This is a genomic window from Pseudomonas spelaei (assembly GCF_009724245.1).
GTDB lineage: Bacteria > Pseudomonadota > Gammaproteobacteria > Pseudomonadales > Pseudomonadaceae > Aquipseudomonas > Aquipseudomonas spelaei.
Genome location: NZ_WNNK01000022.1, coordinates 13,681 through 27,750, shown reverse-complemented (window position 1 = coordinate 27,750; position 14,070 = coordinate 13,681). Strand labels below are relative to the sequence as shown.

At 58.2% G+C, this 14,070-nt stretch carries 13 protein-coding genes; 6 read left to right on the top strand and 7 right to left on the bottom strand.

Annotated elements, in window-relative coordinates; all coding sequences use genetic code 11:
- Window positions 1–16: 16 nt before the first annotated feature.
- Window positions 17–889, bottom strand: a complete 873-nt coding sequence (locus GNF76_RS22590; RefSeq protein ID WP_155585300.1) for a LysR family transcriptional regulator — start codon at window positions 887–889, stop codon at window positions 17–19.
- Between the two features lie 78 nt (window positions 890–967).
- Between GNF76_RS22590 and GNF76_RS22585 the strand changes: the two genes are divergently transcribed.
- From GNF76_RS22585 to GNF76_RS22575, 3 genes are all read left to right on the top strand, one after another.
- Window positions 968–1,903, top strand: coding sequence for a DMT family transporter (locus tag GNF76_RS22585; protein ID WP_155585299.1), 936 nt, complete (start codon window positions 968–970; stop codon window positions 1,901–1,903).
- A gap of 262 nt (window positions 1,904–2,165) precedes the next feature.
- Window positions 2,166–3,242 (top strand): 4-hydroxyphenylpyruvate dioxygenase, encoded by a 1,077-nt coding sequence (hppD, locus tag GNF76_RS22580; RefSeq protein WP_155585298.1) that lies wholly within the window; start codon window positions 2,166–2,168, stop codon window positions 3,240–3,242.
- 239 nt (window positions 3,243–3,481) lie between these two features.
- A complete protein-coding gene (locus tag GNF76_RS22575) occupies window positions 3,482–5,863 on the top strand; it encodes a dermonecrotic toxin domain-containing protein (protein WP_155585297.1) in 2,382 nt (793 codons plus the stop codon).
- Window positions 5,864–5,931: 68 nt separating this feature from the next.
- Here the strand turns inward: GNF76_RS22575 and rarD are convergent, their stop codons facing one another.
- A complete protein-coding gene (gene rarD / locus GNF76_RS22570; RefSeq protein WP_178123496.1) occupies window positions 5,932–6,813 on the bottom strand; it encodes an EamA family transporter RarD in 882 nt (293 codons plus the stop codon).
- A gap of 133 nt (window positions 6,814–6,946) precedes the next feature.
- On the opposite strand from rarD, the gene GNF76_RS22565 reads away from it, so the two are divergent.
- Complete coding sequence (locus tag GNF76_RS22565; RefSeq protein ID WP_155585295.1) at window positions 6,947–7,423, top strand: Lrp/AsnC family transcriptional regulator; 477 nt, start codon at window positions 6,947–6,949, stop codon at window positions 7,421–7,423.
- A gap of 54 nt (window positions 7,424–7,477) precedes the next feature.
- Here the strand turns inward: GNF76_RS22565 and GNF76_RS22560 are convergent, their stop codons facing one another.
- The 4 genes from GNF76_RS22560 to GNF76_RS22545 all read right to left on the bottom strand — a co-directional run bounded on the left by GNF76_RS22560 (window position 7,478) and on the right by GNF76_RS22545 (window position 11,004).
- The gene (locus GNF76_RS22560; protein ID WP_155585294.1) at window positions 7,478–8,488 is read right to left on the bottom strand and encodes an aldo/keto reductase; all 1,011 of its coding nucleotides are present in this window, start codon (window positions 8,486–8,488) and stop codon (window positions 7,478–7,480) included.
- Between the two features lie 135 nt (window positions 8,489–8,623).
- Complete coding sequence (locus GNF76_RS22555; protein WP_155585293.1) at window positions 8,624–9,238, bottom strand: hypothetical protein; 615 nt, start codon at window positions 9,236–9,238, stop codon at window positions 8,624–8,626.
- Complete coding sequence (locus GNF76_RS22550; RefSeq protein ID WP_155585292.1) at window positions 9,228–9,902, bottom strand: hypothetical protein; 675 nt, start codon at window positions 9,900–9,902, stop codon at window positions 9,228–9,230. The genes GNF76_RS22555 and GNF76_RS22550 overlap by 11 nt, the downstream gene beginning before the upstream one ends.
- Window positions 9,895–11,004, bottom strand: coding sequence for a T6SS immunity protein Tli3 family protein (locus GNF76_RS22545; RefSeq protein WP_155585291.1), 1,110 nt, complete (start codon window positions 11,002–11,004; stop codon window positions 9,895–9,897). The genes GNF76_RS22550 and GNF76_RS22545 overlap by 8 nt, the downstream gene beginning before the upstream one ends.
- A gap of 210 nt (window positions 11,005–11,214) precedes the next feature.
- Between GNF76_RS22545 and GNF76_RS22540 the strand changes: the two genes are divergently transcribed.
- Window positions 11,215–11,403, top strand: coding sequence for a hypothetical protein (locus GNF76_RS22540; RefSeq protein WP_155585290.1), 189 nt, complete (start codon window positions 11,215–11,217; stop codon window positions 11,401–11,403).
- A gap of 82 nt (window positions 11,404–11,485) precedes the next feature.
- Here the strand turns inward: GNF76_RS22540 and GNF76_RS22535 are convergent, their stop codons facing one another.
- On the bottom strand, window positions 11,486–12,796 hold the full coding sequence (locus tag GNF76_RS22535; RefSeq protein WP_155585289.1) for an MFS transporter: 1,311 nt from the start codon (window positions 12,794–12,796) through the stop codon (window positions 11,486–11,488).
- Window positions 12,797–12,955: 159 nt separating this feature from the next.
- On the opposite strand from GNF76_RS22535, the gene GNF76_RS22530 reads away from it, so the two are divergent.
- Window positions 12,956–14,056 carry a sugar diacid recognition domain-containing protein gene (locus GNF76_RS22530; protein ID WP_155585288.1) on the top strand — a complete coding sequence of 367 codons (1,101 nt, stop codon included), beginning with the start codon at window positions 12,956–12,958 and terminating at the stop codon, window positions 14,054–14,056.
- Window positions 14,057–14,070 lie beyond the last annotated feature (14 nt).

Below are 14,070 nucleotides of genomic sequence, written 5' to 3'. Positions count from 1 at the left end.
GCGAGTCTGCGCCTGCTCAGTGGCGATTCAAACGGGTAGCCAGGTCGATAAAGGCCAGGGTGGCGGGGGACGATTGGCGTCGGTCCAGCACTGCCAACCCTACCTGACGCGTGACCGCCGGTTTGAGGGGTTTTTTCAGATAGCCTGGCCCTTGGGTTTCAGGTAGCGAACCTTCGGCAACGACCGTCACGCCATCACCCCGTTTTACCGCATCCAAAGTACTGAGCAGTTGAGAGCAGCGGTAGCGAATATCCGGTTTGAGTCCGGCGCCCGTGAACAATCGAGATACCAGCTCCGACGATCCTGCTTCGGTCAAGATAAACGGATCATTACACAACGCCCTGAGGCTGATGTTCTCCTGTTCGCCCAGTGGATGAGCGAGCGGCAGCAGCGCCACCAGTTGATCCTCGATCAGCGTGAAGGTGTCGAAGCGCTCCTCGGGTAACACCACAAACCCCACATCGATCCGCCGCTCTTCAAGCCATTGCAACACCTGCCGATCCGGGCCTTCGTCTACATGCACCTCTATCCCCGGGTGTTCCTGGCGAAAACGCTGCAGGATGGCGGGCAGCAAACGAATGGACGCGGTCGGTCCGAAGGAGCCGATGCGCAAGGTGCCGCGCTTCATACCCCGGGCATCCGCTGCTTCCTGCTGCAAGGTATTGGCCAGGCCCAACATGGTCCGGGCCCGCGTCAGCAATTGCTGGCCGATATCGCTGAGTTCTACCCGAGATTGATGCCGACGGAACAATTCGACACCCAGTTCCTGTTCCAGGGATTTGATGGCATGGGACACCGCTGACTGACTGATGCTCAAGCGATGGGCCGCGCTGGTGAACCCATGGAGTTCGGCCACCAGGGAAAAGATTTCAAGCTGGGTGAGGGTCATGAGGTTTTACTCATTTTACGATGATCTTGCATTAGGCGAAGAATACGCCAAACGTCCCCTCCAGTGCGCAGGATCCTTATGAGTACAACGCTTTCCTTGAAGTCAGACTACCTCACGTATTTGAAGCTGGCTGCCGTCACCATGATCTGGGGCGGTACCTTTGTGGCCGGGCGCTTCCTCGCCGGTAGCCTGGACCCGTTTCTAGCGGCGAGCCTGCGGTTTGTACTGGCGAGTCTGGCGTTACTGCTGTTCATGGCCTTCGCGCGGATTCCCCTGGTGTGTCCAACGCCCCGACAACTGGTGCAGTTAGTGACGCTGGGATTTTTCGGGATTTTTTTCTACAACCTGTGCTTCTTCTATGGCCTGCATTACATCAACGCTTCGCGGGCCTCGTTGATCGTCGCCTTGAACCCGGCGGTAATCGGATTGGCATCCTGGCTGTTGTTCAAGGAGCGACTGGGCGGGGTCAAGTTGCTGGGGATTGGTGTGTGCCTGGGCGGGGCAGGGTGTGTGATTGTCAGCCGCAACCCGCAGCTGCTGGAGGGCACGCCCGATGCCTGGATCGGCGACCTGCTGATTTTCGGGTGCGTGCTGGGCTGGGGTATTTATTCGCTGTTTTCCCGCTCGCTCAACCAAAGCCTCGGACCGTTGCAGACGGTCACCTGGTCGATTCTGCTGGGAACCCTGATGCTGGCAATCACCACGCTGGTGACCGGCCGGATGACGGCACAAGGTCTGAGCGCTATTCATGGGCCGCAGGTGTTGAGCTTGCTGTATCTGGGGGTGTTGGGTTCGGCGCTGGCCTATATCGGCTACTACGACGGCATTCGCCGCATCGGCGCAACGCGTTCAGGTGTGTTTATTGCCCTCAATCCATTGACGGCAGTGATCTGCGGGGCGCTGTTGCTGGGGGAGTCACTGACGATGCCGATGATCCTGGGCGGCGTGCTGATCTTGCTGGGTATCTGTCTGTGTAACAAACCCCTTGCGCGAGCCAGGGCAATGGGGATTTGATAAGAGTACGGACAAATGTGGTTACGCTGTGTAGAATCGGTTTACGCATACAAGAATAAGGACTTCCGATTACGGAAGCCTCGTCCCTCCGGGACGCCCGTAAGAGAATGATTCAACCATGAAGCTACTCGGGTCCCCACTCATCTACGGTGACTTCCTCGCCCGCAGCGTGCGGGGCATTTCCTGTGCGCCACCTTCCCACCTCATCCTTGCTGGCAATTAACGATCCGTTAACTACAAAAAGATGATGAGGCGCCAAACCATGGCAGATTTATACGAAAACCCAATGGGCCTGATGGGCTTTGAATTTATCGAATTCGCATCGCCGACACCGGGCACCCTTGAGCCGATCTTCGAGATCATGGGCTTCACCAAGGTCGCGACCCACCGCTCCAAGAACGTGCAGCTGTACCGTCAGGGCGCAATCAACCTGATCCTCAACAACGAACCCAACAGCCTTGCATCGTACTTTGCGGCCGAGCACGGCCCGTCGGTGTGCGGCATGGCGTTCCGGGTCAAGGACTCGCAGCAGGCCTACAACCGTGCCCTGGAACTGGGTGCCCAGCCGATCCACGTTGAAACCGGTCCGATGGAACTGAATCTGCCGGCCATCAAGGGTATTGGCGGTTCGCCGCTGTACCTGATCGACCGTTTCGGTGAAGGTAACTCGATCTATGACATCGACTTCGTTTACCTGGAAGGCGTTGACCGCAATCCAGTGGGCGCGGGCCTGAAAGTCATCGATCACCTGACCCACAACGTGTATCGCGGGCGCATGGTCTACTGGGCCAACTTCTACGAGAAGCTGTTCAATTTCCGTGAAGCGCGCTACTTCGACATCAAGGGTGAGTACACCGGCCTGACCTCCAAGGCCATGAGCGCCCCGGACGGCATGATCCGTATCCCGTTGAATGAAGAGTCTTCCAAGGGCGCCGGCCAGATCGAAGAGTTCCTGATGCAGTTCAACGGCGAGGGCATCCAGCACGTGGCCTTCCTCACCGACGACCTGATCAAGACCTGGGACGCGTTGAAGAAAATCGGCATGCGCTTCATGACTGCGCCGCCGGACACCTACTACGAAATGCTCGAAGGCCGTCTGCCCAACCACGGCGAACCCGTGGACCAACTGCAAGCGCGGGGCATTTTGCTGGACGGTTCGTCGGTGGCCGGCGACAAGCGTCTGCTGCTGCAGATCTTCTCGGAAACCCTGATGGGGCCGGTGTTCTTCGAATTCATCCAGCGCAAGGGCGATGATGGCTTCGGCGAGGGCAACTTCAAGGCGTTGTTCGAGTCCATCGAGCGCGACCAGGTGCGTCGTGGTGTACTGACAGCCGACTGATCGCTGATACGTCTGTAAAAAAGCCCGGCCGGGGTTTCCCTCGGTCGGGCTTTGTTTTGCCTGCAAGCATGCCTTGCACTGATGTACGAGGTGTGTGGCCCCTTCGAAATAATATCTAACCGCTTTTCTGGAACAAAATCTTACAGCCAGACCACATAGAGATGACGAATCTAAGTCGCGCAGTCCTGCGTTACTGGGCAGATATTTCGTCAACTTTATCCATGAATCGGTGGCTGAACATGACAACCCCTATTGGCAACTTTCCAGTAAGCCGCAATTCGATAGCTCCTCCGTCGGGGGGCTTGCTCAATGGCCATTTCATACCCTCCATCAGCCTCTCCCGGTCGGCACCGGTCGCCCCCTGGAGTGTGCCCGGCGATACTTACACCCTGAAAACAGTTAAGGAGACGTTTTCCGACAGCATTGTGAGGGATCTGAACAGTGGTGCGATGAAACCTGAAATCAAGGAACTGGTCGATGCCGTGCTGTACCCGGAGAAATCAACGACGCATAAGGTTCAGGTCAAGACATTTGCAGTAGACGGAATTCAAGCCAATGATCTGATCGTTGTTCAACGCGTGCCATCCAACCCGAATGGGCTAAACATAGTGTTGTACATGCCTGACCAACAGGGCGCTTCATTTCACGGGTTCAAAAATACCGAGGACATGAATACCTGGCTGAAAGAAACTGCCGCCGACCCTGAGCGTTTAGATAACTTCGCTCTTCACTTCACAGGTGTATCCCCTGAGCGGGCCAATCGTGTCAAAGAGGTAATGACCCGGTTCAAAGACAATGATAGCAATGCGATAGTCGGCCCTTACGCCCTTGAGGGCGATGATATTTTTACCCGGTTGGACAAAAAGACAACAGTGCCACCTGCTCCTGTCAATGGGCTGACTGACCTTCAATGGGAACGTGAGTCGCCTGAGGGCCGTAGCCTCTATTCGGGTAGACGCGCGGACGGGGAGAAGGTCTTCTATGAGTATGATGCCTACGGCAACCTGCTAGGCAAGACCCGTCAGGACGATTTCTATTTTGCAAAAAATGGATTGGCTAGCCACGAGTTGCCTTCTCCGATAACTCATCAGCAGTTCAAGCTGAAGGTTTCAGACGTAACGCTGGATAATGTGGGCGCGAATGACGTACGTGGGTTTTATAAGGAGTTCATTAAGCACCTTGAGCACCCAGCGTATGGCATGAGTGACGCATTACACGTTTTTGGAATAGGAAAAGATGCGGCCGATACTGTCGAGCGTTATCTGGATAACCCTGTAGGCGCAGCATTGGTTGACCTGAACAAAGACAATCAGATCGGCAAGGTCTTCGGCGTAGACAAGCAAACCATGGATGCAGACCTGAAAGGGGTAGGTGATTTTGCTCAGGGGTTTATTCCTGTCTATGGTCAAGCCCGAATGTTGGGGGCGCTGACGGCCAAGGCCCTGAAAAATGAACCGCTGACACAGGAGGAAACCAGAAATCTCGCTGACGCACTCGCATTGAAGCCTGGAAGTCCAGCAAGAAAGAACCTGGATGTTTCCGGGTCCAGGCCTTCGATAAAACAGATGCAAATTGACAGAGAACAGCCGAGAGTAGCTCCACCGCATCCGGAAAACCCTACGCAGGTACCTGTCCCGACAGGGCCGGAACAAACACCAGAGGTTCTTCCTGGTTCAATTAACTACCCGGGAATGAAGCAAGTCGAGTTCCAGGGGAAAAAGTATTTCGTCGCCGACAACCCTGATGCAGGGGATGGCGAACATTATCTGTTGCGAATACCAGACCCGAAAGATCCGGCAAAACTGGTGAGCAGCAGTATCGTCGCGAAACCCAATGAGGCAGGGGGCTGGGAAAGGAGAGGTGTCAGAGGCGGGGGTGATGAGCCTCAGCCTTCCAGCAGTACAGGCGCCTCGGCTCATGCAACTGCGCCTTTCAAGGGCGTTCCCATAAAAGAGGCTACCGACATAGGACTTGCTTATCAGAAGCCAGCAGAGCCCGAGCAAATTTTTGAACTCAAAAGAAACCCTGATGGACGTTATACGTTAACTTCTCAAGACCCAACGGATAACCAGCCTTTTATCTATAAGGAAGGTCAGGCTTTGGCCTACGTGGTTCGAGCAGACGAACCTGAAACGATTTATGTAGGTTCGTTAAACAAAAGCCTGACTCCGGATGGGAAACCCTATCGTTTTAGTCATGAGAGTAATCCGGATCTTGTGCAGGGGCATTCGGGGCTGACCCATGGCTTGAAAAGTATTAAGGGCGGCAGTACCGATGTGGCGTACGCGGGAACGATATATATGAAGAACGGCAAAGTAGAGTATTGGACTAACGAAAGCGGCCATTATCAACCTGATGCGGAACTGCGCCATACGAATCTTTCTCCCAAAGTCAAGGCGTTGCTTCCGGAAGAAACGTTCCTTGAGTCAGGTAAACAAACTGCACAACAAGACATGGAATGGGAGAGCCTTATCCGACTCACCCCAGCTGAGGAGCAGGAGATCAATGAAGACATGAAAGACAGGTATCAGGTACAAAGCAGCGATTCCGAGTTGAGTGACGATGATGAAAGTGTCAACTATGCCAAGAAGCTTCGCAAAGAACGTCTGAATCGTACCTAGTGCTCCACATGGCTGGCGCTTCGAGTCGATGTGGCATTGATCTGAGCGCCAGTCTATTGCGTTAGATGTCAGCGCTTTCGCTGATGCACCAGGTGCTTGAACCCTTCGAACACCAACACCATCACCGCCAGCCAGATCGGAATGTAGGTCAGCCATTCTCCCGGGCCGATGCTTTCGCCCAGCAACAACGCCACCCCGAGCAGCAACACCGGCTCCACATAGCTGAGCAAGCCGAACAGGCTGAAGGCCAACAAGCGGCTGGCAATGATGTAGCACACCAGCGCCGAAGCGCTGATGAGGCCCAGCATCGGAATCAGCGCGTACAAGCCTTTGTGGGCGTCCAGCACGGCAAAGCCTTGTTCGCCACTTTGTACAAACCACAGGGCCACCGGCAACATCAGCGCCATGTCCAGCCACAAACCGCCCAGATGGTCAGTGGCCAGGCGTTTGCGCAGCACGAAGTAGACGGGGTAACCAATGATCACCAGCAACGTGGCCCAGGAAAAACCGCCGACCTGGTACAGCTCGTTAAGCACGCCGATTGCAGCTAATACCACCGCGATCAGTTGCAGCCGCGACAGTTGCTCGCCATACACCAGGCGCCCGGTCAGGACCATGGTCAGCGGCAACAGGAAATAACCCAGGGACACATCCAGGCTGCGGCCGTTGAGCGGCGCCCACATGAACAGCCACAGTTGCACGCCCAGCAACGCCGACGACAACACAATCGCGCCGATCAGCCGTGGCTTGCCTGCCAGTAGCCGCAGCAGCTCCCACACGCGTCGCCACTCACCGCTGACCGCCATGAAGACGGTCATGCACGGCACCGTCAGTAGCATCCGCCAGCCAAAAATTTCCAAACCGCTCAACGGCGTAAGCAGCGATGTGAAGTAATACATCACGGCAAACAACACCGAGGCCGATACCGATAAAACAACACCTTTAGACACGCAATCCTCGCGAAACCGATTCAAACAAAAGAGGGGGGAATTTCAGGTGGGAATATATTGCTTTTGAGGTGAGACGTTTGCTCTGTTTTACGGCATCTTATGGGAAATTTTCTCACGCCCAAGGTTTGCCAGGATGCCCGTCACCCCACAACCACCCCTCGATGACTTCGACCGGGCGATTCTCAAGCACCTGCAACGCGATAACACCACTGCGCTGCGGGTGATCGGCGAACAGGTCAACCTGTCGACAGCCGCCGTGCAGCGGCGCATCAAACGCATGGAGCAGAGCGGGGCGATCAGCGCCAACACGGCGGTGGTGAATCAGGAGGCAGCGGGCAAGCCCATCACGCTTCTGGTGGAGGTGCACGCCGAGCGCACCCACATCGAGGACCTGGACGCGCTCAAGGCACAGATGTCGATCCCCGAGGTTCAGCAGTGCTATTACGTCACCGGTGATGCGGACTTCATGCTGGTGGTCGTGGTGGAAACCATGAAGGCCTATGAAGCCTTGGCCCGGCAGTTGTTCTACGAGAACCGTAATATCAAGTGGTTCCGCAGCATCGTGGTGATGGACCGGGTCAAGGTGAGCCTGGATGTACCGCTGGACTGACAGGCAATGCGAATCAAACGGGGCTCGACATCTCCCACAGGGTTAAGGGTGTTCTCAAGGGTGGGCAATCCGCCCCGAAACGAAATGGCCCACGTCATTGAACCCCGGTGTCGACGCATGCCCCGGCGTCACCAGCGAATCAATGAATGCCTCATCCTCGGCACTGATCTTCACCTCCAGCGCGCCCGTATAGGAATCCCACTGGGCCTCGGTACGCGGTCCGACAATCGCTGAGCTGACGGCCTGGTTGTTCAACACCCAGGCAATCGCAAATTCGACGATGCCCACGCCACGGCCCTGGGTGTACTGCTGGATCTGCTGGGCGATGCGCAGTGATTCCACGCGCCATTCGGTTTCCAGGATGCGCTTGTCCTGCCGTGCGGCGCGGCTGCCGGCCTCAGGGGCCAGGTCCGGCGCGTACTTGCCACTGAGCACCCCACGGGCCAGCGGACTGTAAGGCACCACGCCCAGTCCATAGGCCGCGGCAGCGGTGATCTGCTCGACCTCAGCCTGACGATTGACGATGTTGTACAACGGCTGGCTGATCACCGGCCGGTCCACCCCCAGGCGCTCGGCCACGCGGATCACTTCGGCGATGCGCCAGCCGCGGTAGTTGGACAGGCCCCAGTAACGGATCTTGCCCTGGCGGATCAGGTCGCCAATCGCCGATACCGTGACCTCCAGCGGTGTGTTGTGGTCTTCGCGATGCAGGTAATAGATGTCCAGGTAGTCGGTGTCCAGACGGCGCAGGCTGTCCTCCAGCGCAGTGAACATCCGCTTGCGGCTCAAGCCATTGCGGTTGGGCAAACCATCCAATGGGCCGATGCCGACCTTGGACGCGAGCACCCAATCCTGGCGATGGCGGGCGATGGCTTCGCCGACGATTTCCTCGGAACGTCCACCGGTGTAGACGTCAGCGGTATCGATGAAATTGATGCCTTGATCCCAGGCTTTGTCGATGATGCGCAGGGAGTCTTCGGTGTTGGTCTGCTCGCCAAACATCATGCTGCCCAGGGTCAACGCGCTAACCCTTAAGCCGGACTGACCCAGTGTGCGGTAAATCATGGTGAACACCTCAAAAGGGGAAACATGAGGGTATGCAATACCAGAGAGCAGGGCTCTGGAACAAGCCCTGCGTCAGTAGGTCAGTGTTCTTGAATCGATAGGTACTCACGACCATCACCGGCGTAGCGCGCCGTACTACACAGACCGAACGGACCTGTCCGGTGCCAGCGGCGAACCCAGGTCCAGGCAGCGATAGACCGCCTCCGTGACGCGTTGCCGGCGTGTGGGGAACCCGGCTTTCCAGCGCCAGCGCATGACGTACAGCGGCACTGCGGCGAGCAGCCATGCGCCGATGCACAGGCTGCTCAGGAAGAACCAGGACGCGCTGTCCGTTCCCGTCAGCGCGCCAATGCAGGCACCCATGACCAGCAGGGCAATCAGCAGGGCGCTCAGTGTCAGGACGTAGCGGTGTTCGCTGGCGGGCGGGATGCGTGTCGCGGCATAGGGCTCGCAGGTGCGTTGCCAGGCGAAGTGCGTGACGTAGACAGTATCGTCCTCCAGGTTGCGCAGGGCGTATACCCAGCGTTCGCCGGTAGGTGTGAGGGGGGTATTCAACACGGCCAGTTCGACGCGGTCGCCTTCGGCCAGGAAGGGCGAGCTCGGGTGCCATGAGGGCTCGCGGGTAAGGAGCCACATCGATTGGCCATCGACGTCGAAGCTGTAGGCGTTGCCCCGCTTGTAGAGCGACTTCGCTGCCAGTTTCTTGAGTCGGCCCTCGACCCTCAGGATGTCAGGGAGTTCAGCGGTCATGAGTGTACTCGCCGCAGTATTTCGTCATCACCGATGCCATCAACTGCAAGGTTTGTCGGCGGCTGAAACTCTCCCAGAGCGTGCTGATGGAAAAGGCGATCTGGAACAATGAGAGCATCAAGGCCGCCGTGGCCAGGGCCGCGACGATGAGGAACGGGAGGTTCCAGGCGGACTCGATCCGCAGCGCCAGAAAGAGCGCGACAGCCCCGATCAAGCCGCTGGCGACACCCAGCCGCAGTGCGCGGGGCAGCGACTGCCTAATTTTTTTGGTTTTCACTGACGTAGGCTCGGGTGCGATGGGTTGCTGTGCGCCCTGGGGCAGTAACCAGTCAAGCGTGTGCGTGCCGTCATGCATTTCGAAAACCCCGACCAGGACCGGTGTGCGCTGATCGGCCAGTGCCTGCAGAATCTGGGGGGTGGTGTGCTGTTCGCGCAGGCGGGCGTCGATCAGGATGCCGTCTAGGGTAAACCGCACTCGGCCGATCTCCATCGACGTAGTGACGGCGACACGCAAGTGCTCGAGCGGACCTTCTAGGACCTTGATCGCGCGTGCGCGACGGTCCCGTGCGAGGGGAATGAGTTCTTTCATGGTTTCAGCTGCCTGCGCCGAAGCGAATCCATTCGATGGGGGCGTCACGCCAGTGTTACCCATGAAATCACTCATAGCCGTTGCCCTTGCAATGAAACTGTTTGTCGATGGGCCACTTGCCGACAGGGGGCAGGGAGCGCTCTTTCAGTTTGAAATGGGTCCAGTTTTTTTCCCAGTCCCAGCCTGGGACTTGCGGCGTGGGGAGGTGCGTGCTCCAGGCCTCGTCATCCAGAACCAAGTAGAGGTTGTCACCGTTGAGATAGGCCAGGCGGCCTCCCAATCCGGTCGGGCTGCGCGACTGCCATGTCTTGCCGGCGTCGGCCGAGTAAAGCAACTGGGTCCGACCGCCGCCGCCTCCTGCATAGACGCCGGATATGTCATTGCGCCACGGTGCGAGCAGATAGCGGGTGTTGGCGGCGTCGACGACGAGTTGGTCGCTCCTGCCGGAGTACTCGTGGCGGCCCCAGTCTTCGACCCGGGAACGGATACCTTGCTGACGGTCAACGTACATCATCGTGCCGGTGATGCAGAAGTAGGACTGGCGCGGTACGAACTCAAAGTAGCGGTTGTCGTCGATCCGGTAGACCACCTGCGGTGCCGCGACCGGGCCTCGGTAGGGCTTGCCATTTTCGGGGGCGTCGCGATCTGCGTTGGGGTTCAGGTCATCCCAGTACCTGAAGTCGAGTGCATCCGTACCTGGCCACTCCGGGTCCATCGTGCCGTCCTGCCTGGTACGCAACTGCAACGCCTTGAAGTGAATGACATCGCCATCGAGCCAATACAGAACGAACCCACGGGCTTCGGTGGTCTTCGTATTCTCATACGTGCGCAGGGTGTTCTGCGACTCGAGCCGATACGGCTTGGCGCAACCGGGTTGGGCGTTGCGGATGCTTTGGGCCAATGTGTCCCAGCGATCACCTTGCAGGGTGTAGCCACCCGCCGTCGCCCAATCGATCGCGAGCTTGCGTGCTCCCGTCACTTGGTCCACGTAGTAGATGTTGGGTGCGGCGCAGGGATTATCCTGGTTCGGCTCGGCGACGAAATAGTGCTTGTCGTCGATCTGATTGATGATGCCGCCGGCGCCCGCGAGGGCGGGAGATAGATAGACGTTCTGGTTAGTGCATCCGGCGAGCAGCAGTGCAACGGCCAGTGCGCAAAAGCTGGTTTTTTTCTTCATTATTGTTCTCGCAAGGGCATGGCTCGCCGCCGCAGCATAACGGGAGAACGATGTAGCCTGCACGTTCAGTCTTTCTGTGGATGAGCTCGAAGCACTTGGCGGGCCGATCCCGCCACAATGGGGAACCGGTTGGGTCAGCAGACCACACACTGATGACGTGTTTGAAAACGACAGTCAACGTTAAATCAATCTCAGTTCGGAGAAATGCTCATGTCTTCAGTCAACCCACTTTCGCCGTTCCCTCAGGTCAATGCCCTTATTGACTCCGTGATCGCAGCAGTCCGGAACAACCAAAACCCGTCTGCTGCAGGACAAGAGAAAAACGCAGATGAGCCGTGGCGCAAGGCGGTGCTGGAAGGGCGTCCATTTGAGCGCAAAGGTTCGCCTATCACCTTTTGAAAAGGCCCAAGCCTTCAACCGCCAGCGCCGGTGAGCGTTGAAGGATCGTTCCCTTGCGAGGGAACGATCGGGCTACCGGTGTTTACGCGCGCAACGTCCGCGTCATCCGCAACGCCAACACGCTCCCCGCGACAATCACCGCCGCCAGCAGGTACAGCGCCAGATCGGTCGACCCGGTAGCGTCTTTCACAAACCCGACGATATACGGGCTCAGGAAGCCTGCCATCTGGCCCATGGAGTTGATCAACGCCAAACCACCTGCTGCCGCACCGGCACTGAGCATCGCGGTCGGTACCGGCCAGAACATTGGCAGGCCGGTCAGAGCGCCCATGGTGGCGATGGTCAGGCCGAGGATGGCGATAGCTGGCGTGGTGGCGAAGTTCACCGCGATGATCAGGCCGATGGCGCCCATCAACATCGGCACCACCAAGTGCCAGCGACGCTCTTTGCGCAGGTCGGCGGAGCGGCCCACCAGCAACATGAACACCGCCGCCAGCAGGTACGGAATCGCGCTGAGCCAGCCAATCACCAGGTTATCGCTGAACCCCATGTTCTTGATGATCGACGGCAGCCAGAAGTTGATGGCGTACACGCCGCTCTGGATACAGAAGTAAATCAGGCCAAAGGCCCAGATCGCCGGGTTCTTGAAGACTTCCAGCAAGGAGTCGCTGGCGGTTTTCGGCTTGTTGGCCAGGTCCGTGGCCTGGTCGGCTTCGAGGACTTCGCGTTCATGGGGTTTAAGCCACTTGGCATTGGCAAAGTTGTCGCTGAGCAGGAAGTAGGCGAGGGCACCGAGGATCACGGTCGGGATGCCTTGCAGCAGGAACATCCATTGCCAGCCCGCCAGGCCACCTTGGCCTGCAGCGAAGTGGTTGAGGATCCAGCCGGAGAACGGGCTGCCCAGCAAGCCGGACACCGGAATCGCCGACATGAACAACGCCATGATCCGCCCACGGCGGAACGTCGGGAACCACTGCGAAAGGTACAACACCACGCCTGGGAAGAACCCGGCTTCGGCGGCACCGGTAAACAGGCGCAGGGTGTAGAAATGCGTCGGCGTAGTGACGAACAGCAGGCAGGTGGACAGAGTGCCCCAGACGATCATCATCAGCGCGATCCAGCGCCGTGGGCCAAATCGGGTCAACGCCAGGTTGCTCGGTACGCCGCACAGCACATAACCGATAAAGAAAATCCCGGCACCGAGGCCGTACACGGTCTCGCTGAACTTCAAGGCGTCGAGCATCTGCAACTTGGCAAAGCCGACGTTGACGCGGTCGAGGTAGTTGAACAGGTAGCAGATGAAAATGAAGGGGATCAGGCGCAGGGTAATGCGCTTGTATACGGCGTTTTTATCGTCATCGTTGGCCTGGGTGACAGCGGCGCTCTGTGACATGGCAGTCTCTCTTTATTATGATTTTTCGCGATGCGAGGGTAACGTTGATCGCCCAACGAGTCTCGGCCACCTTGCAGGGTGATGTCTTTGTGCTTGCGCACAGTGAAGCATCGTTTGCGCTGTGCCTATGAACAACCTGTTTTCAAGGAATTTAGCCCCATGTTCGAGCTGGATCATGACCTGGCGCAGGATATCGTCGATCGCACCATGGCGATCCTGCCCTATAACGTCAACGTCATGGACAGTCAGGGCCTGATTCTCGGCAGTGGCGAACCGGAGCGGATCAATACCCGCCATGAAGGTGCGCAGCTGGTGCTGGCGAATGGCCGGGTGGTGGAGATCGATGGCCAGACTGCCAAGCATCTCAAGGGTGTGCAACCCGGGATCAACCTACCGTTGTTGCATGATCAGCGCTTGATTGGCGTGCTGGGCATCACCGGTGAGCCGGAGCTGTTGCGCACGTACGCCGAACTGGTGCGCATGACCGCCGAAATGTTGGTCAGCCAGCGCCACCAACAGGCCGAGCAACAATGGCGGCGCCAGCGCTGCGATGATTTGCTGGCGCTGCTGCTGGCCGAGACCGGCGACTCGCCGAGGCTGGTGGATGAGGCGCAACAACTGGGCCTCAAACCGCAGCTGCCGCGCACGCCGTACCTGTTCGAGTTGGGCGTTGGCCAGTCGGCGGAGGCCCTGAGCACATGGTTGATGTCACGCTACCCGGACAGTTGGTGCGTCAGTTCTGCGCAGTTTTCGTTGTTGTGGTGCCGCCCGGCGTCGGTGTCGGTGGACAATCCGCGGCTGCTGGAGAAGCTCGAAGGCCTGGGCTGGAATATTCTGCGGGTGGCGGTGGGCGGGCAGGCCGATGGGCTGGCGGGCCTGCGTCGCTGCTATCGACGGGTCGGCGACTTGCTGGCCTACGGGCGCGATGTGTTGCCGCAGTCGCGCTTGCTGACCCTTAACCGCTATCGCCTGCCGGTGATGCTCTGGCGTCATCGCAACGACGACGCCCTGGACGAACTGCTCAACCCGCTGCGCAAAGTGCTGGCCAAGGACAGCAACGGCCAATTGCAGGCAACCCTGCGCAGTTGGTGCGAACACGACGGGCAAAGCCAGGCCTGCGCCGATGCCTTGGGCATCCACCGCAACAGTCTGCGCTACCGCATGGAGCGGATTGCCGAGTTGAGCGGGGTCGACCCGTTGACCCTGGACGGGATGCTGGCGCTGTACCTGGGCGTACAGCTGTTGCCGCAGACTTTGTAGAAATGAACAACAAA